This window comes from Rhizobium sp. KNZ14-9A, from assembly GCF_056755015.1.
On record NZ_JBPGXB010000001.1, the window covers coordinates 845,913 to 864,496 of the forward strand.

Below are 18,584 nucleotides of genomic sequence, written 5' to 3' on the forward strand. Positions count from 1 at the left end.
GACAGACTAGTATGGCTACCTTCCGAGACCTCCACCTTCGCAACCCTGAACTGATGCGTGATCGAGCCTTCGTGGCAGGGAAATGGGTCGAAACACCTTCGGTTGATCGCATTACCGTGACCGATCCTTTTGATGGAAGCGCTATCGCAGACCTTCCCAGCCTTGGCATGGACGCCGTGCGGCATGCGATCGACATCGCAGACGAAACGCGGAAGGCATGGGCTGCACGTCCCGCTCGGGAGCGCGCTGTGGTGCTCAAACAGTGGTACGATCTGATCGTGGCTAACAGCGACGACCTCGCACTCATACTAACGCGCGAGCAGGGTAAACCGTTGAGCGAGGCAAAGGGGGAAATCCTCGCCAACGCCAACTATATCGAGTGGTTCGCGGAGGAGGCCAAACGGATTGAGGGCGATATCATCGCCGCTCCGGTTTCGGGCCAGCGCCTGATGGTTCTCAAGCAGCCCGTGGGCACTTGCGCCGCCATCACACCGTGGAATTTTCCAAACGGCATGATTACCCGAAAGGCCGGTCCAGCCTTTGCAGCGGGCTGCAGTATGGTTCTCAAACCAGCGTCGCAAACGCCCTTGTCGGCTTTGGCGCTCGCCTTTCTCGCACAGCAAGCTGGCATTCCGGATGGACTGTTTTCAGTCGTGACAGGACCTGCGAAAGCCATTGGCGAAGAATTTTGTATCAATTCCAAGATCGCGAAGATCAGCTTTACCGGTTCGACCGAAGTGGGGCGCTGGCTGATGGAGCGCGGAGCTGCGCAGATCAAGCGTCTATCGCTCGAACTCGGTGGGAATGCGCCCTTCATCGTTTTCGATGACGCTGATGTAGATATCGCCGTGGAAGGCGCGATCGCTTCGAAATTCCGGAATGCTGGCCAGACATGTGTCTGCGCTAACAGGTTTTACGTACAGGAAGGCATTCTACCTGAATTCTCCAGAGCGTTGTCGAAGCGGGTAGCTCAGCTAAAGCTCGGCAATGGCAGCAATCCTGAAACGAGCCAGGGGCCGCTCATCGACCAGAAGGCTGTCGCCAAGATCGAGGAGCACATTGAAGACGCCCTTTCCAAAGGCGCGACCGTGATTGCTGGTGGGCGCAGAAGCGAGTTGGGCGGAAACTTTTTCGAGCCGACAGTAATGACTGGCGTAACCCAGGGGATGAAGGTGGCGAAAGAGGAGACATTCGCTCCGCTGGCTCCGCTGATCGCGTTTCGCAGCGAGAGCGACGTCATCGCGATGGCCAATGACACGGAATACGGGCTCGCGTCCTATTTCTTCACCCGGGACTATGCCCGAATATGGAGGGTGGCCGAGGCACTTGAAGCAGGCATGGTAGGCGTCAACACCGGGCTCATCGGAAGCGAGGCCGCTCCGTTCGGAGGGGTGAAGCAGTCCGGTCTCGGGCGAGAAGGATCGAAGTACGGGATCAACGAGTACCTGGAGATCAAATACGTTTGCGTCGCCGGGATAGGGTCGGCCGCCTAAGATGAAGGTGGTCTATTCCGACCTCCACAGGTCACACCTTCCTGGCGAGGTGGTCGAGAACGGCGTGCCTCGCCCCAGCCGCGACGTCCCCGAACGACTGGATGCTCTGCTGCGAGCCGTCAGGGAAGCAGGCCTTGAAGTCGTGTGCGCATTAGACCATGGGAGTGAGGCGCTCTTTGCTGTCCACTCGAGCGAATACCTGTCCTTTCTGGCATTCGCTCACAGAGAATGGCAAAGATCAGGCTTGCGTGGTCGCGTCGTGCCCTCAGCCTTTGAGACGCGGCCTGAGACCTATCGGGATGATTGGTCGATCGTTGCCAAGGCGGGTTTTTATCTGCGCGACCAGATCACACCGGTGGGTGAAGGGACCTTGGACGCTGCTTACTGGGCAGCTCAGACGGCTATCACGGCAGCTGAACTCATCGCGAATGGAGAACAGCAGGTCTACGCTCTTTGCCGTCCATCAGGACACCACGCCGGGCCAGACTATGGCGGAGGTGCAACCTATCTGAACAATGCCGCAATTGCCGCTCGGCGACTGGCTGCGGAGGGCAAACGCGTCGCGATCGTCGACTTGGATGTCCACCATGGGAATGGCACGCAGGACATATTCTGGAACGATGCGAATATCTTTTTTGCCTCTATCCACCGCAGCCCGGCAGGCTATTACCCCCACTTCACGGGTTTTCGTGAAGAGAGGGGTGGCATGTCTGCCGAAGGTGCCAACATGAACCACCCCTTAGAAAAAGAGGCGGGCGACAAGGAGTTCCTTCTCGGCGTCGAGGACATCCTGACCGCAGCGCTTAAACAAAAACCCGCGGCTGTGGTCGTGTCGCTTGGTTTTGATGCACTCGCGAGCGATCCAGCAAAGGGGCTGTCCCTGACCGAAGATGCATTTGAAAAGCTGGGTACGCTGCTTGGAGGTATCTCGCTGCCCGCGCTGCTGGTGCAGGAGGGCGGCTACGACCTGAACAAGTTGCAGTACGTCGCGTCTCGCTTTCTTGATGGCTTTTGCTCTCTTCGTTAGCGGCGATGAGAAACTTCATTGGCTCGTATAGATAAGGCTGATCGGCCAGCGTGGTCTGCTTGCGATCTTGCGCAACGAAACAAACTGCCGACTTGTGCAGAATTGGAACTGCTTCTGTCGGCGTGACCCGTCTTTCGGCAGTTGTCGGCAAGAATGCGCGCGAGACGGTTGATCAGCTATGTTCCTAAAATTGCTAGATAATGTCATGCGAAGATAGCCGCGAAATTCGCGGCTATCGATCTGCTTCAGCCTGACTTGATTTCCCAGTACGAGCGCCGATCGCCAGCGGTTCTGCGAGCCGGGGGCTCTTAGCCCGACGCGGCGCTTCGGTTCCCAGTCGCGGATCCCCGAGCAGCAGGCCAAGGCGCGAAACGCCGAGATCTGCCAGATGCTCATCGGGAATGCGGTCAACGATGCGATACGCGAATGCACGATCCTACAAACCTGACAGGTGGTCGGTCTCAGAGGCTTCAGTCCCTCAGCAGGTTGAGCGCGACTAGTGGCTGCCCGAAATGCTGAAGTGAACCGGAGGCTTTAAAACTGCCCAGGTCGGACGGCGCAAAGCCCAAGCGCGCGATCAAATCTGCTACCTTCTTGCTGGCCTCCGGAAAGTTACCTGATAGGAAGAGAACGCGCTTTCCGCTCGCTTTCACCGGATCGGCAGCCAGGACGGCCGCCGGGAGGGTATTGAACGCTTTCACGAGCTGAGCGCCCGGGAAGAGATCGGAGACGATTTCCGAAGACAGCCGACCACCAAGGTCGCGCGGTTTGAAAGCAGGGAAGTCGATCGCATTTGTCGCGTCGACGATGGTACGACCATCCCACACTGCGTTTCTGCGGGCGACCTCTGGTACGGCGTCATAGGGCACGGCCAGGATGAGGACGTTCGACTGAAGAGCCTGATCGAGCTCGACCGCCTTCACTGTAGCGCCAAACTTGTCTGTGATTGTTTGAAGCGACGCCGGACCGCGGGTATTGGCGATAACGGCATCCACGCCTGCGGCATGAAAACGTTCAGCAAGTGCAGAGCCGATCGCGCCAGAACCGATGATTGCGTAGGTGGTCATGGTAGTTCTCCTTGATTGGATGGGATTTCAGTTGAAGTTGTCGGGGAGGGGAATGAATTCGTCGTCGCCTGGCACGCCGGGGAATTGTCGCTTGCGCCACAGGTCGGCAGCATGGCGAATGCGCTCCTGGTCAGTGGCCACGAAATTCCAGCGGATAAACCGCTTTTCAGGAAGCGGCTCGCCTCCGAAGGCAAGAAACCGCGCTGGTTCGTTAGCCTTCACGACGATCTCTGCGCCGGGCTTGAACACGATCAGACGATCCGGGCCATACGTACCGTCTTGCCCGATGATCTCGATCGTACCGGTGACGACGAAGATCGCTCGCTCGATATGCTCACCGTCGATCCTGTAGCGCGCTCCAGCCTCAAGCTGGATCTCTGCAGAGAAGAGATCAGAGAAGGTGCTGGCCGGTGATCGCCGTCCGTGCAGCGTGCCGGCGAGAAGCTTCATATTGATGCCTTCGCCATTGGTCGTTGGCAGTTCATCGGCGCCGATGTGCTGGAAGAGCGGTGCTGTCTCTTCTGATTGCTTGGGAAGAGCGATCCAGCTCTGCAGTCCCGTGAGCTTGCCTCCGTCCTTGCGGATATGTTCCGGGGTCCGCTCGGAGTGAACAATGCCGGAACCGGCGACCATCAGATTGACTTCCCCGGGGCTGATCGACTGCACGTAGCTTTCACTGTCACGATGCAGCAGCTCACCTTCGAGAAGGTAAGTGAGTGTCGAGAGACCAATATGCGGGTGAGGACGGGTGTCGATGCCTTCGCCAGCGCCGAAGCGAACCGGTCCGAAACTGTCGAGGAAAATAAATGGCCCGACCATCTGGCGCATAGTCGCGGGCAAGGCTCTTCGGACGGAGAAGCCTCCAAGGTCACGGGTCGAGGGCAGGATAACCTGTTCGATGTCAGCGTTAGACAAATAGGACATTTTCCGCTCCGGCGGTTAAATTCTATGGAATGAAGGTAGGCCCTCTAGACGTTTCGGAAAACTCAGATAATTTCGGCGAAAACGTTCGAGGAATTAGAAATGTCAGACCCCGGCCAACCGACGCTGGATCAGCTCAAAGTTTTGATCACAGTCGTCGAGACCGGCAGCTTTGCGGCCGCGTCCAGGAAGCTCAACCGCGCTACTTCAGTGATCAGCTACACGATCGCCAACCTCGAAGCGCAGTTGGGCGTTACGCTCTTCGACCGACTTTCCACGAAGAAGCCGCAGCTGACTTTGGAGGGAAGGACAGTCCTTGCCGAAGCCAAAAGCGTCGCCCACGGCATCGATAATCTTCGAGCCAAGGTGAAGAGCATGCTCCGCGGCGTAGAGCCGGAGGTGCACCTTGCGCTGGACGTCATGCTTCCTGCCGCCCGCGTCATGGACGCGCTGAAGGCGTTTCGGAAGGAATTTCCGAGCGTTTCCCTTCGCCTTTATGTCGAAGCTTTGGGTGCCGTGACACAGATCGTGCTCAATAGAACCGCCGCGATCGGCATTAGTGGCCCACTCGATGTTGAGATCGCGGGGTTGGAGCGGATTGGGGTGGGCTTCGTGAAGCTCATTCCTGTCGCTTCGCCGGACCATCCACTGGCGGGCGGATCGCATCCACCGGGCGCAGCTCGGGGCCATATCCAGCTAGTCCTGACAGACAGATCGCCTCTGACCCAAGGCCACGAGTTTGCTGTCGTCGGAAACCATACTTGGCGTCTAGCCGATCTTGGCGCCAAGCACATGCTGCTCAAGGAAGGCATCGGCTGGGGCAACATGCCGGAACCGATGGTGCGCGATGACATCGAATCAGGTCGCCTCGTCCAACTTGATCTTCCTGACTGCAAAGGCGGCCCTTACCGTCTTCAGGCTGTTTATAGAACGGACACACCTCCCGGACCGGCCGCTCGCTTTCTAATCGACCATTTCCAGAGCCAAGATATCGATGATCCGATAGCGGCCGGCTAAACAAATGCAGGATCAGGCAAGGCGCGGTAGCAACGGCCTACGGGCCCGTTCATCGTCCTGGATATTCAACGCTTGGTCAGTGGGTCGACGGTTCGTATTGGTTCAAGGCGACCATCCGACCGTCAACGCGCAAGCGCCGCGATAAATTCCTAGGATTTTTTGAGCAACTCCGCCGCTTCAACCTCCAAGACGGTTGCCAACCGATCCACCACTTCAATAGTCGGGCTGTATACGCTTCTCTCCAAAGAACTGATGTATGTCCTGTCGAGGTCCGCTCGATGGGCAAGTTCCTCCTGGGACAGGCCTTTGGCCTGTCGGAGCAGCCTAAGATTCCGAGCGAATGCTTCGCGTATATCCATAAGCTGAGCCAAGCAGCTTGTAGAGTATTCAACTACGGAGTATACTCTACAAACGACACGCGGCGGCCCGGTGCATCCGATCGTTTGCTGCGATTTACGGGGGGCATATCAACGAATGGAACTACGCCAGCTATCCTACTTCGTCGCGGTGGCCGAGGAGCTGCATTTCGGCAGGGCGGCTGCCAAGGTGCATATCGCCCAGCCGGCGCTGTCGAACCAGGTGATGGCGCTCGAGAAGGAACTCGGCGTGCAGCTCTTCATCCGCACCACACGGCGGGTGGAGCTGACGCGGGCAGGGGCGGCCTTCTACGAGCGATCGGTGAGGATCCTCAGCGAAGTAGACCTGTCAGCCGAGATCGCCCGGTCGGTTGCCGGCAAGACGGCGAAGAGGATTGCGATCGGCACCGTCTATCCCGCCACCATCGGCGTGCTGCCATCCTTCCTGTCGCGCATTGCCCGCAAATATCCCGATATCCGCCTACATATCGAAAGCGGCACCACCGATGACATCATCCGCCATATCGAGGCCGGCCGCATCAATCTCGGCTTCATCCGGCCGGTGGAGAATATCGGCTCATTACGCTTCTTCTCGATTGCCCATGAACGTTACCTGCTGGCTGTTGCCAAGGAGAGCCCACTATCGCTGAAGAGCGAGATCATTCTCGAGGATCTGCGCAGTGAGAAGATCATCTCGTTTTCCCGCCAGAACCTCTCCTACAGCGAAAGGTATTTCGCGGAGAAATTCGAGGAGCACGATCTGGCCGACAATGTCGCCTACACCTGCGACGACACCTTTTCGCTGGTGTCGCTGGTCTCAGCCGGACTTGGCATCGGCTTCGTGCCGGAATGGACGCAGGATCTGCCGAACCGCGGGTTTGAACTGAAGAAGGTGCGGGGGATCGATTTCAAGATCGGGCTCGGTGTCGCCTGGAACCGCGAGGATCCGACCGCCTCGCGCGACGACATCATCGATATCGCACGGTCGCTCGCGCGGCCGGGCAGGTGAGGGAAGGCAAACCTAGTTGCCTTCCCCGGTATTTACTGGCGCCTTTTGCGCCAGGGCGCGTTCTTCTGCCAGTCGCCGGCCATGATGCTCCCGTAGGGGATCACCTCGTCGACCATTCCGATGGATGATCGTCAGCGTTTGAAGTCAGCCAATTCGAATTTCGGTCCTTTAAGCTCGCCATTGCAGGCGAAAAATTGAACGTCGGCGGTCCACTGCTCCGCGCGGCTTGCGCATACAACAGCAAAGCCGTCCCCGGGAAAGAACCTTGCCTCGACCTCGCATGCATATTCGGGTCCGCTCGGATTAACAGGGTCGCAGAATGCGAAGACCTCGTTCGCAATGAAGTTTTCCGGCATGCTGTTGGCAAACGGATACGGCGCGTAGAGCGGTGAGCTATGCACAGAATGCAACACGCACTGCTTGAGGCCGTCCTGTCGCGTAACGGTTGCTCTGACAACATTGCTCAGATGATCATCGCCGGACATGAAGATCAGGCCCTTGATTTCATTGTCGCATGCGAACTTCAGCAATGAATACAGAGAGTTTGGGTATCCGTCCCACCGATCAGAATGGAGCGCGCTCGCTGGATACTCGGACACCCCTATGGTGCGGGGCAGAAGGGCGGATCCCGTGAGGACAAATTTCGGCAGATCGGCATAGCTCGGGGTCGTAAGCCAATCACAGACCTCGTTGAATTGCATGGTCGACATGATAGCGGCGGAGCGCCAATTGAGTACGTTTCGGCCATCTCGTTCCGTGCGCGTGTCGCCGATAAAGACAGGCAAACCTTCATGTTCGAATTTGTGCCAGGCGTTGCGAAGCGGTCGCTTCAAAGCGCGCTGATATTTGAAATAAGCCGCCTTGCCGAGCTCGATTGCTCCTTTGTCGCCGAACTCGAGGTCGATAGGGTCATTGGGAGCCCAGTTGTCACGGATCTCGTGGTCGTCCAGTATCATCTCCACTCGCGGACACGCCTGCTGCATGACGGCCTGGATGCCCCGGCTCTGAGCCCTCCGCTCATAGGGAACACGATATCTGCCGTCCTTCACTTTCGGATCGAACAGGCCAGCTGTCGCGTCGACATAGACCTGATCTCCCGCAAAGAGCAGAAGCGTCGGAGCTCCAGGCGCTACGAGAATTTCGTTCAATGCGAGCAGAGAGGCGTCTGCAGGGCTTTTTGTTGCAAAATCATCATCAGGCATTCGGTCGAAGATATCGGCGGGATACAGGCAGCTGGCAACCGCGACGGAAACATATTTCTCGCGATCGACAATATCCGGCTGGCTTTTCGTGATCGTACCGGTGATCAGTCCTCCCCTCATATCGGCGATCGTATCGTGCTTCAGCGCATGCGCCACGGCGTTGGCCACCTCATTTGCCAATGCGACTTCGTCACCATGCTGAGCGGCATCCGGAAACTTGCCCTCTTGGCGATAAATATTGACCGGCCGTGTCCTGCCACCGATACCGCGAGCCTGCAGGTACAGAAGGAGGACAAGGATCTTTGTCGTATCGTCTTTGGGCCAGTCCGCAATCGGAACGTCGAAAAAGTATGGAGAAACGCCGTGGACATCGCAAAGGTAGGAAAGAAAGATGCTGGCGTCGAACAGTCCCTGACCGTCGAATTCTCCCAGCGGTTTACCGCTTCGATCGAGGAGCCGCAACCGATCGCCGTTTTGCTCGACACGCACAATTACGACGGCGTGGGGGCTCCCCCGTCCGCCGCTATCGTGGACGAGCAGTCTTAAGAAAGAGCTCATTTCGATCGCCCAAACCCCATAGGCGGGTGGCCAGGCTTCAAACGGAATCGGTTCCATGTCCCGCTCCCACGGGTTCAACCTGGTGAGACTTTGTTATCGGCTTCTGAGGAATATTGTTCGGCGGAGGGTCGGCACGGCACAGATATCGGGCAATGACGCCACATATCCGATCCGCGTCTTTCCCGATCAGACAATCCTGATGGCCATGGCCTTTTATCCGCCAGGTTAGCAAGGAGGCTCGATCCGGCGCCAAGCATGCTTCGTCGATGATTTTTTCGATTTCATCGCGCGTCTGATGTGTTTCAACGGCATTCCAGTGACCGTTGAGATATTCAGCCTTCGGGTTGCCATCGTAAACGACCACGATGTTCCGCATGAGCGCCAAGGTCGCCACGTCTACGAGGCCATTGTCCTCTCCATGGATCGACATTATCGGAAATTTCATCCGCTCGCGGACACGCTTCGGGCTAACGTATTGGTTAACGCCAAAACGATCGGTGACGGTACTGAAGCCAGAGAAGTGTATGACTTGCGAGACCGTTTCGACGCTCAGTGGACCAAAGAAGTCGTCGATGTGAGCGAGGACTGACTTCGACAGGTTCTCAAGCGAGAAGGTGCGCGAATACAGAGCGTCCATACGATGCCGAGTAACGACCCACGGGGTTGCTTTGCCTGGAGGCCATAACGGATTCTCCCGCAGAAATTCTGCCCGGGGAACCGGTATTGCCGAAAGCGCACGGTCAAGCAGTTGCCCGACAAGCGTCTTTTCCCCCGCGGGCTGAATTCGTATCGCTCCAGTGGCAGGAAATTGCGCGTATAGCGCATGACATAGGCCGCCAGTACGTTGGCGGAACTCAGCATCATCACCGGGCCGACCTGCGAGAAAACAACGCGTCCGATCTTTTCGTGCAGTGTGTTTGGATGGCCGTTTCGATCTCGCTCGCTGAGGATCGCCATGCTGAACATAGCTCCGCCCATACAGTGCGTGACGACATCCACTTTCACGGCGTCGCTATAGGCGGCTCTGACATGTTTAATGGCCAGGGGAATATCATTCTGTGCCATCTGTTCGAACGCCCAGTCCGCGGTAGCGGTCTCAAGCCCAGTGCTGGAGCGCATATCCAGAACCCAGACGTCGCGGCCTGCTTCCACTAGTTTCTGGACAAGATTTCCCTTCACGGAATGGTGGGCGAATGTGGTGCCGCTGGCGCTATACCCGTGGATGAGCAAGACGGGTCGGTCAACGATGGAGGGTGATCCCGGCCGACGCCTGCCATCGTAGCGCGCCAAGCGAATGTAAACGGGTCGATCCTGCGCACGATCGACGACGATGTGATCGATCTGAGGGAGAGCTATGCCGGCAAGGATGCCTGGCAGACGGCGCGGTTCGCGTTCGGCTGGCGCGTCGGGCATGCGAAAACTGAGGGCATGTACCTGCAGGAGAACGCGAATAATATAAAGACCGAATGACGCCAGGTCGACCAAGGCCGCCATTCGATCCTGTTGCTCCACGATCCGGATGAGCGGCACCGTTTTACGGGCGATATATCTCGGATTGAAGGTCATAGTGGGCGCTTTGCACCACCCCAGAAACGAACCTGAAACCAGTCCCGGAAATCGCTCCAGCCTCATCTCCATCAACTGGGCCCACGGGCTTGAGCAGCGTGCATAGGTCAGCCGTTTCCGGCCGCTGATCGGCTGCTTGTCAAACGATGTCGGGTCGATCACGCTGCAAGCATTGGGTACCTGTACATCGTGAATTGTAAATTCGTATTCGATCGACCTGATTGATCCTGCACGGGAAAAGAGCCGGACGAAGTCGCGGATTTTGTCGGAGAAAGGCTGCCGCGGAAGATCGGCCTTCTCTACCATTGTGAGCTTCTGGCGGAGCACTTGAACCAAGGTCTGCGTAATATCGCGCAAACCGCGATTGCGCAGCCAAGCCCAGAAGGCTGTCAACACGCGGAAAGTCGGCCGCGAGATCACAAAGAGACGGATGTATCCGTCGATGTCGGCAATCAGAGCAACGTCTTGAGGATCGGCGTCATGGGAGATGGGGTCGAACGTCTTGTCCGGCAAGAGGATGCGCAAATGCCCTCCGGCTGGTTTGCCGCCGCTGGCTGGCGGTATTTTGAATAGTCGTCCGTTCGATGCGTTGAAATTAATAAGATCCGAAATGGCGACAGGTTCCGTGTTCAGAGTCAGTTCGACCTTGTGGGTCCGTATCTTCCCATCGGCACCTCGCATTTCGATGTCGCCACGCATTTGCTCGATGAGCTCAATCTTCGTCGGGACAGGATTGGCCAGATAGCGCGGAACGGAGAATATTGGTCTTTGGTCCGGCTGCTCGTCAGGGGGAGGTCGATCAAGTCGGCCACCGGCGAGGTTCCATTTTCTCTTTAGTTCGAGGATCGCCCTCAGCGAAAGCGCTCCGATCGTCAGCGCGGGATTGATGCCCAAAGATGTTGGGACGATCGAACCATCCAGAACAACGAGGCCGTCATAAGTACTGGTCGGTGAGGATCTCGAATTGTCGAACACGCGGCCGCAGTGATCCGTGACCCCTTTGCGGACGTCATCAGCCATGATGCAGCCGCCAAGCGGGTGGACCGTGACGAGAGGCCCCCGTTGTGCACCGAATACGCGTTCAAGGCGATCCGAAAGAGGGCTCCACATCGGATTCTTTACGACCCTGCCATCGAGGCCGGAATGCTTCAGAAGCTCGTCGAGCCGTTCGTGGTGCTTGGAAAACCTGGTGTCGCGACGCAGGTCGGGCCAGCGCACAGTGAGCAAGCCATCAGCATTGAGAGCTATCGGGGGATTTCCGGCGGTGAGCGTCCCCGACGCCGTATCCCTTCCGATCATTGCCAGCAGCAGAGACCTGCTGAACGCCGCGGAGTCCACCGCCGCATCGTCGGGCGATGGACTGGGTTGATCCGTCGACGTACTGGCCACCAGCCGATTGAGGACGTCCGTCGTCGTAAAGCTCTCTTCAAAGAGCCGCCTGAGCGGTCCCGGGACGGCCAAATCCTGGATCACCAGGTCGCTTTCGGGGTCACCCGTTCTCAGATCAATCATCCCCGTTATGGTCGGTCCGATTGCACGAACGCCTTCCGCTGGATCGATGGTCTCGTCGGCCACGCCCTTCGTATGGGCGGCGCGCAGGTCGTGAACAGCCGCGATCATGTCTCCGTTTGCCGAAAAATTGCGCCCGAGATGGCTCGACAATTCGAGCTTCACCGACCGCATTAGAATTTCGGTGGAGCCGAAGGTGCCGGCCGCCAGAATGACCCGCCGTGCCCGTACGACGAATGGTGTGATCTGGCGATCCCTTAGATGTGCATCGGTGTGATTAACGTTGACGCGCCAACCCTTTCCGTTTTCTGCCGGATCAACCGAAATCACTGTAGCACCTGTCACGATCCGGGCACCGTCCCTCCAGGCTAGCCGCAACAGATTGCGGTCAAGCGAGTCCTTGGCGTTGTGATTGCAACCGGTTGCGCAGTCGCCGCAGAGGTTACAAGCAGTCGTGAACACGCCTGCAGCGTTGTCGATTCCCTTTGGACGATCCGGTCCTTGGGGCGGAGCGAGCGAAACCTGTACGGGTCTGACGGGCTCTTTGCCAGATAAGCGATTGAGGACCGAATATTTGCTGAAATCGAGGGGATTCAATGCATTGGCACCCAACCAGAGCTGGAGGTTTTTCGCAAGTTCCGTCATGCCACCATCGGCGCGGAGCGCTTTCGGCCAGCGGGATTCTTTAAAAACGTCGGGATGCGGCATTTCCATTACGCCGGCATTGATCAGTGAGCCCCCGCCAACACCGGATGCAAGGACGGCAACAACATCATTGCCCCAGCGAATGTCGAATAAACCGTCATAGGCTCCGGTCTGACGTTGCGCGAATGGTGTTGCAAACCGGACATGCCCGGGCAAATCCGCAAGGCGCGAGGGGAACATGCCCGACAGATATTCCTTGCCTCGCTCAAGGACACAAATGTTCAGAGAAGCGCCATCCTCACTGCAGGCGCTCAATTCGGCGGCGGCGATCGAGCCACCATATCCGCTGCCAATGATGACCACATCGAAATCGTAGTCGCCGTCCGCCTTCAACTGTGGATCGCCCATCCACCGGTGCTCGTCTACTAGCGTCTCCAGGCCGTGCGACACCCATGTCGATGCGCGTTGCGACTTTATGATGTCCACAGAGCGCGCCCCTCTAGCATAGCTGGAACTTTACTATAAAAAAATGCTGCGGATAAGTGATTTTGTAGTATAAGTTGTAGGCTATTTTTAAATTATCGCGCACCTGCAAACTCGGAGGCACATCGTGAACTCGAGGGTGCTCTTCGAAAGCTTTCTTCCCTTGGAAATGCTCTGCCGGCTCCATGGAGGACATGGAGAACGACCCGGTTCCGTTGAGCTTTCGGCGGCAGTGATCTTCGTCGACGTGTCGCGATACACGAATCTGGTCGAACAACTTGCGCATCGAGGGCAGGAGGGACTTCACCAAATCCCCAACCTGTTAAATCGTTCATACTCCAGATGCGTGGATGAAGTTTGCGATCGCGGGGGAGAGATAGTCTACCTTGTGGGTGATGCGATGCTCGCTTATTGGCCGGCAGAGAACGATAACCTTGCAGCAGCGGTCAGTGCTGCAGTTACCTGTGCCGATGCGATTTGCAATGATCGAAGGGTGCTGCCTGATAGTGTCACGGAAGATGTCGGTCCCGCACTTCATATTGGTGTAGGCGCGGGCGCAATTTGGGCTGGTGCGATCGGCGGACCGTCCGTATGGAACCTTATCGTTGGTGGCGAGGCGATTTTGCAAGCGACCGGTTGCCAGGCTTTGGCAAGGCGATGGCAGTACGCGGTCTCGGAGCAGGCGCAGGCGGCGCTCAACGAGATAGGCTGGTTAGGAAAGCTGACAGAGAGTGGGCGAGTCGAGACGGTTGTGAACCGTCCAGGGGTGGATTGGCTGTCGGGTTTTCTCGCCCCTCAGCTTCGAGAAGCTGTCGTCGATTGGGAGACAAGTGATGATCTCTGGGCACGAACCGCTACGGACCTCACGTTTGCCCGGCGGTTGGACGACCTTACTGAGATTAGGCCTGTCACGGCGCTTCTGGCACGCATCGTCGGGCTTGATCACCGAAGTGCCCAGGCATTGGCTCAGTATCATACTCTATGCGAAGCACTTCAGACGGAACTGAATGCGCGCGAAGGTCCACCCGGCGCCTTGCACATTGATGACAAGGGTCTGGTCTACACGGCAATCTTCGGGTCGAGGGGAAGCTTTCATCGCGATGACCCCTACCGCGCGGTTGCCACAGCATGCGCAGTCACTCGCGCCACCGATGATCTGGGTTTGACGGCGTCGATTGGTGTTTCGACAGGAGAGGCCTTGTTCCGCGTCGTTGGGACCACGCGACGTCGCCAGCTTCTCGTTCTCGGTGCACCGCTCAATCGCGCGGCGCGGCTGATGACGGCCGCCTCTGGAGGTGTCTTGTGCGATTCACCGACGGAACGTGCCAGCCGCAGCCGATTTTCGTTCGAGCAGGAAGGCACCCTCCAGCTGGATGGGCTGGAGGATGTTGCAGCCGTTTTCCGTCCTTTGGAACCGCGCGCGGCCAAGTCAGCCAAGGGGAAGCTCATTGGCAGACGCGCTGAGTTGGATTTTCTCAGGCAGGCTTATGACGTGACCCGAGCTGGCGGAAAACAAATGGTCGTGATCTCCGGCGAGCCGGGGATCGGCAAAACGTCACTCGTCAGTGCATTCGTCGATGAGTTGCAGGAGACCGCCCCGGTTTGGGTCGTTCAAGCTGAACGCGACGACCGGAGACGGTCGTTCCTGCCTTGGCGGCGGCTGCTGGCCGTCCTTGTAGATCTGCCCCCTTATAGCGATGGTGCGACGTTGCTTGCAGCGATCTCCGAATCCTTCCAGCATCGCGAGGACGTCATAAAGAGGCTGCCCCTGTTGGGCTCGGTCCTCAGTGTGGAAATCGCTCAAGATCAAGTGACGCAGCACCTCCACGGAGCGCACCGCGCCGACGCCACTATGCGCTTGCTGCGAGATGTGTTCCTAGCCCTTCTCCCCCAGCCGTGCATTCTCGTGTTCGAGGATAGCCAGTGGTTTGATTCCGCATCCTGGCGGCTAGCCGAATGGATCTTTTCGGCGGAGCTCTCGATACTCGCTGTTTTTTGTGTCCGTGCCGAGGAGATCCCCCAAGAACTGCGAAAACTGCAACACCGCAAGAAGTCAGTGCAGACGAACCTGACCACCATCAGCCCGGATGACCCGGCGCGATTCTGCCGCTTTTTGGATCTCGATGAACTCAGTGACCCCTCCATTCGGGAGCTGGTCGCTCGAACGTTGGGCGATGCTCGTCCTGAACAGGCGCTCGCCGACCGTATCGTTCTGCTCGCCGGTGGCAATCCGCTTTTTGCCGAGGAAATAGCCCTGACATTGAAAGCCAACGGATTGATTTCCGTGCGGGAAGGATTATGGCGATCGCTTCGGCCTCTCGACAGCCTTCGCTATTTCGAAGCCGTCGAGCGCGCGGTTCGGGAGCGTCTGGATCGTCTGGAAACCGCAATTTCGGATGTCCTGAAGGCTGCCTCCGTGGTGGGACGCGCGTTCACGGGGGCCACCTTGAAGTCGCTTCTGAGGGAGAGCATGAACGACAACAAGGTGGAACGCGTGCTTGAGGCGCTTGTTGATGCGCGTTTCATCCGCCCTGGGACGGATCCGGGAAGCTTCGAGTTTCGCCATGAGCAAATCCGCGACGTGGTCTACAATTCGCTGCCGTCAAGCGCTCGCCGCAGACTCCACAAAAGCCTCGCGGACATGATCGAGATGAGCCATGCGTCCGGAACTGTATCTGACATCGCGGTGCTTGTTCAGCATTTCGAGGCGGCCGGGACCAGGGACAAGCTGGTAACCTACGCTGATCTGGCAGCGTCGAATGCACTGCAAAGCGGGGCGTATCGGGAAGCAGTCGCGTTTCTCGAAATCTGTCTGAGTCAGGAACCCCGCCAGAAACCTCGCTATGCCATCGAAACCTTGGAGGCGGTGCGACGTCGAAGACAACTTGCCGAAGCTCACTATGGTTGCGGTGATTTGCGAGCTCAGGGCGATGCAGTACGCGATGCGCTCTCCCTTGGAGGCTATCCAGCCCCTGCTTCCAGACGGGACGCGGTCTTTCGCCTGCTGAAGGTTGGATTGCGACTTGCAATTCAGCAAATGCTGTCTACGCCGCCTCGCAGAATGGAGCGTGAGGGGCGTTACGCATGGAATCAGGAAATCGCGCGATGCCTGAGCTTAGCTGCCGTTGTCGACTATTTCGAACTCAGATTTTCAAGTGGATTTTGCAATCTCGCTGCTGCCGTAACACATGCGGAGCGCACCGGCTCGACAATTGAAAACGCTGTCGCTTCAGCGCAACTCGCCTGCGGATTGGGCATCCTTGGTCGCAAGCGTGCCTGTGCTTATTTTATGGTAAGGGCGGAACGAACTGCGAAATTGATCGGGGATCCCGCTGCTCTTGCCTATATCTGCAATTTGGACGCTCTCTGGCGGATAGGGTATTGCGACTGGGAGGCCGTTGGCAGGCGTCTTGATCAATGCCAGCAGCTTTGTCTGGTAGCCGGGGACCAGCTTCGCTGGTGCAATGCCCAGGCGGTTCGCTTCTGGTCACTCTATTATCGGGGCGAGCGCGGCGGCGTGCTCGAGCAAACGGCACAAGAGCTTTTGTTGAGAGCGCAAAATAGCGGCAATCTCCAGCAGGAGGTCTGGGCGCTCCGGCACAAGGCGCTCTGCGTGATCGATGTGGATCATCCGCGTGAGGCGGTCGAAATCCTCGAATTCATCACGAAGGCGATGCGGGAATCGGGCGACGTGGGCGAGAATATCTGTACACAGGGAATGCTTGCCCTTGCCCTCGCTCGGATCGGCCGGAACGGCAAAAGCATCCGCGCCGCTGCGGAAACCTTGCGCTTATTGCGCAACACCAATCGGCCAACGGGACATGTCACGCTTGTGGGCATCTCAGGAGTTTGCGAAGTACTTTTGAGAGGGCGAGAGGCGGGCCTCTCAAACAGGTACGGTCAATGGCGCGAATGGGAGCGCCAAGCCCTGTACGAGCTCAAACGCTATCGCCGCGTATTTACAGTCGGCGAAGCGCAATACGGGCTTTGGAACGGTGTTTCCCATTGGCTCGACGGTCGAAATTCTCTTGCGATCTCAACTTGGAGCAACGCAATTGAGTCTGCTCGGCGATCATCTTTGAGACGAGACGAAGCGATGATCGCCGCCGAGATGCGGCGGCGCTCATAGCTCGGTCCGTTGTGAGAGGCAAACCAACTTGGGCATCCGGAAAGCCGTGACATGGGACAGCAACTTCCCGCGGATTGCGAACCGGCTGCTCTGCCAATTGCCGATGGCGCCAGTCCCCTTTCCGAACAGAATTCCCTGGGATAGCTAAGTTGGTGCAGTTGGGCAATTTGTGCGGGCCTGGCAACACGCAAAAGGCTGCCTTCGCCGCTGCCGCGTTGTGCGTTTTTGAGACTGGAAGTCATTCGTAGCAGCAGGGTCGTTGGTCCAGATCCCATATGTGGACGGCCCCCGACTCGCAAGATATTTCGAGATAATCTGATCGTATCGCTTGCGTCCATATGTCCGGCCTGTTGTTGCGTTCGCACATGAACGCTGGCCAAGATGGTTTCCGCAACACAGGTCCCAAGCATCAAGACGGCCTCTAGCTGCCAATGGGATCACCGGGGTATCCTGTGTTCCGGATCGATCGATCACACCATCTGCTCCTTATCCTGCAAGTGTTGACCTCGACAAAGGAGTAAGGATCACGGCCTCTTCGGTTCTTGCTCGCCGATCATCATGCCGCGCAGCCCTGTGGAGCAGACGCCGGTCTTGCGCTGTATGTCTCGCCGGAGACCATCAGCTTCCAGGCCATACGCGCCATCTTGTTGGCGAGTGCTACTGCTGCCACTTTAGGTGGCTTGCGCTTAAGCAATGCCGTAAGCCACCGAGAGGCATTACCAGATCGCCGTGCATGCTGAATGACAGCGGTTGCTCCAACCACCAAGGCTGCCCGCAGCGCTTCATCGCCGGCCCGCGTGATGCAACCAAGACGCAGCTTGCCGCCGGTCGAGTGATCCTTTGGCGTTAACCCTATCCAAGCTGCGAACTGGCGGCCAGATTTGAAGAGCTCTGGAGCAGGTGTCTTCATTATCAAAAGAGCCGAACTGATCGGGCCAATACCGGGAATGGTGTTGAGACGTATGCTGCGTTCGTCGTTACGCTGCCATGCCTTTAACTTCGCCTCCACGTCAGCAATGTTCTTTTCAAGTTGAGCGTATTCCTCGGCCTGGCTCATGAACAATTCCTGCGCGAGCTCTGGCACAGTTTTCTCAGCTTGCACCCTTTCGAGCAGCATCGGAATATGTGCCAGCCCCTTGGCTGCGGAGACACCAAACTCATTGGCGTAACCCCGTATAGCGTTGGCGAGTTGGGTGCGCTTGGCTATCAGGCGGGTACGGACGCTGATCAGCATGAGTGCCGCTTGTTCATCAACTGTCTTAACCGGAACGAACCGCATCGTTGGGCGGCTCATCGCCTCGCAGAGCCCTTCGGCATCGGCAGCGTCATTCTTGTTCCGCTTGACGTAGGGCTTGGCGAGTTGTGGCGCGATCATTTTTACCTCATGTCCAAATGAGGTGAGTAAGCGCGCCCAATGATGCGAACCACCACAGGCCTCGATCGCGACCAAAGTTGGCGGGCAGGTCGTGAAGAAGTCGATCATCTCCTTACGTCGCATTTTCTTACGCAAGACCGGTTTCTCTCCGGCATTCACGCCATGCAACTGAAAGACATGCTTTGACGTATCCATGCCAATACGAATAATCTTGTCCATGGGCGGCC

Annotated in this window: 12 protein-coding genes and 1 pseudogene; 5 read left to right on the forward strand and 8 right to left on the reverse strand. The window is 57.6% G+C overall.

Annotation, left to right across the window (positions count from 1 at the left end; genetic code table 11):
- Positions 1 to 11: 11 nt before the first annotated feature.
- Both ACR9ZQ_RS04420 and ACR9ZQ_RS04425 read left to right on the forward strand, forming a co-directional pair.
- Positions 12 to 1,493 (forward strand): NAD-dependent succinate-semialdehyde dehydrogenase, encoded by a 1,482-nt coding sequence (locus ACR9ZQ_RS04420; protein ID WP_481426994.1) that lies wholly within the window; start codon positions 12 to 14, stop codon positions 1,491 to 1,493.
- A 1-nt stretch (position 1,494) separates the two neighbouring features.
- Positions 1,495 to 2,520, forward strand: a complete 1,026-nt coding sequence (locus ACR9ZQ_RS04425; protein ID WP_481426995.1) for a histone deacetylase family protein — start codon at positions 1,495 to 1,497, stop codon at positions 2,518 to 2,520.
- Between the two features lie 55 nt (positions 2,521 to 2,575).
- Here ACR9ZQ_RS04425 and ACR9ZQ_RS04430 read toward each other — a convergent pair.
- The 3 genes and pseudogenes from ACR9ZQ_RS04430 to ACR9ZQ_RS04440 all read right to left on the reverse strand — a co-directional run.
- Positions 2,576 to 2,671: pseudogene (locus ACR9ZQ_RS04430) on the reverse strand (hypothetical protein); the annotation flags it as partial.
- Positions 2,672 to 2,990: 319 nt separating this feature from the next.
- Positions 2,991 to 3,608: an NADPH-dependent F420 reductase gene (locus tag ACR9ZQ_RS04435; protein WP_481427279.1), complete on the reverse strand. Its 618-nt coding sequence runs from the start codon at positions 3,606 to 3,608 to the stop codon at positions 2,991 to 2,993.
- 6 nt (positions 3,609 to 3,614) lie between these two features.
- Complete coding sequence (locus ACR9ZQ_RS04440) at positions 3,615 to 4,511, reverse strand: pirin family protein (RefSeq protein WP_481426996.1); 897 nt, start codon at positions 4,509 to 4,511, stop codon at positions 3,615 to 3,617.
- A 99-nt stretch (positions 4,512 to 4,610) separates the two neighbouring features.
- On the opposite strand from ACR9ZQ_RS04440, the gene ACR9ZQ_RS04445 reads away from it, so the two are divergent.
- Positions 4,611 to 5,525, forward strand: coding sequence for a LysR family transcriptional regulator (locus ACR9ZQ_RS04445; protein WP_481426997.1), 915 nt, complete (start codon positions 4,611 to 4,613; stop codon positions 5,523 to 5,525).
- Positions 5,526 to 5,674: 149 nt separating this feature from the next.
- Here the strand turns inward: ACR9ZQ_RS04445 and ACR9ZQ_RS04450 are convergent, their stop codons facing one another.
- On the reverse strand, positions 5,675 to 5,884 hold the full coding sequence (locus tag ACR9ZQ_RS04450; protein WP_481426998.1) for a helix-turn-helix domain-containing protein: 210 nt from the start codon (positions 5,882 to 5,884) through the stop codon (positions 5,675 to 5,677).
- Positions 5,885 to 5,999: 115 nt separating this feature from the next.
- Between ACR9ZQ_RS04450 and ACR9ZQ_RS04455 the strand changes: the two genes are divergently transcribed.
- Positions 6,000 to 6,890: a LysR family transcriptional regulator gene (locus tag ACR9ZQ_RS04455; RefSeq protein ID WP_481426999.1), complete on the forward strand. Its 891-nt coding sequence runs from the start codon at positions 6,000 to 6,002 to the stop codon at positions 6,888 to 6,890.
- A 131-nt stretch (positions 6,891 to 7,021) separates the two neighbouring features.
- On the opposite strand, the gene ACR9ZQ_RS04460 is transcribed toward ACR9ZQ_RS04455, so the two are convergent.
- The 3 genes from ACR9ZQ_RS04460 to ACR9ZQ_RS04470 are packed head-to-tail and all read right to left on the reverse strand — an operon-like array spanning position 7,022 to position 12,778.
- The gene (locus tag ACR9ZQ_RS04460) at positions 7,022 to 8,707 is read right to left on the reverse strand and encodes an alkaline phosphatase D family protein (RefSeq protein WP_481427000.1); all 1,686 of its coding nucleotides are present in this window, start codon (positions 8,705 to 8,707) and stop codon (positions 7,022 to 7,024) included.
- Positions 8,688 to 9,287 carry a hypothetical protein gene (locus tag ACR9ZQ_RS04465; RefSeq protein WP_481427293.1) on the reverse strand — a complete coding sequence of 200 codons (600 nt, stop codon included), beginning with the start codon at positions 9,285 to 9,287 and terminating at the stop codon, positions 8,688 to 8,690. Before ACR9ZQ_RS04465 ends, ACR9ZQ_RS04460 begins: the two co-directional genes overlap by 20 nt.
- Complete coding sequence (locus ACR9ZQ_RS04470) at positions 9,200 to 12,778, reverse strand: GMC family oxidoreductase N-terminal domain-containing protein (RefSeq protein WP_481427001.1); 3,579 nt, start codon at positions 12,776 to 12,778, stop codon at positions 9,200 to 9,202. The genes ACR9ZQ_RS04465 and ACR9ZQ_RS04470 overlap by 88 nt, the downstream gene beginning before the upstream one ends.
- Positions 12,779 to 12,980: 202 nt before the next feature.
- On the opposite strand from ACR9ZQ_RS04470, the gene ACR9ZQ_RS04475 reads away from it, so the two are divergent.
- Positions 12,981 to 16,982, forward strand: coding sequence for an AAA family ATPase (locus ACR9ZQ_RS04475; RefSeq protein WP_481427002.1), 4,002 nt, complete (start codon positions 12,981 to 12,983; stop codon positions 16,980 to 16,982).
- A 556-nt stretch (positions 16,983 to 17,538) separates the two neighbouring features.
- On the opposite strand, the gene ACR9ZQ_RS04480 is transcribed toward ACR9ZQ_RS04475, so the two are convergent.
- Positions 17,539 to 18,576 (reverse strand): IS110 family RNA-guided transposase, encoded by a 1,038-nt coding sequence (locus ACR9ZQ_RS04480; RefSeq protein ID WP_481427003.1) that lies wholly within the window; start codon positions 18,574 to 18,576, stop codon positions 17,539 to 17,541.
- Positions 18,577 to 18,584: the final 8 nt, after the last annotated feature.

Coding starts and splice junctions, on each gene's coding strand:
- ACR9ZQ_RS04465 (WP_481427293.1), bottom strand. CDS start 9,287: ATGGACGCTCTGTATTCGCGCACCTTCTCGCTTGAGAACCTGTCGAAG.
- ACR9ZQ_RS04470 (WP_481427001.1), bottom strand. CDS start 12,778: ATGGGCGATCCACAGTTGAAGGCGGACGGCGACTACGATTTCGATGTG.
- ACR9ZQ_RS04480 (WP_481427003.1), bottom strand. CDS start 18,576: ATGGACAAGATTATTCGTATTGGCATGGATACGTCAAAGCATGTCTTT.
- ACR9ZQ_RS04460 (WP_481427000.1), bottom strand. CDS start 8,707: ATGGAACCGATTCCGTTTGAAGCCTGGCCACCCGCCTATGGGGTTTGG.
- ACR9ZQ_RS04420 (WP_481426994.1), top strand. CDS start 12: ATGGCTACCTTCCGAGACCTCCACCTTCGCAACCCTGAACTGATGCGT.
- ACR9ZQ_RS04450 (WP_481426998.1), bottom strand. CDS start 5,884: ATGGATATACGCGAAGCATTCGCTCGGAATCTTAGGCTGCTCCGACAG.
- ACR9ZQ_RS04440 (WP_481426996.1), bottom strand. CDS start 4,511: ATGTCCTATTTGTCTAACGCTGACATCGAACAGGTTATCCTGCCCTCG.
- ACR9ZQ_RS04445 (WP_481426997.1), top strand. CDS start 4,611: ATGTCAGACCCCGGCCAACCGACGCTGGATCAGCTCAAAGTTTTGATC.
- ACR9ZQ_RS04455 (WP_481426999.1), top strand. CDS start 6,000: ATGGAACTACGCCAGCTATCCTACTTCGTCGCGGTGGCCGAGGAGCTG.
- ACR9ZQ_RS04425 (WP_481426995.1), top strand. CDS start 1,495: ATGAAGGTGGTCTATTCCGACCTCCACAGGTCACACCTTCCTGGCGAG.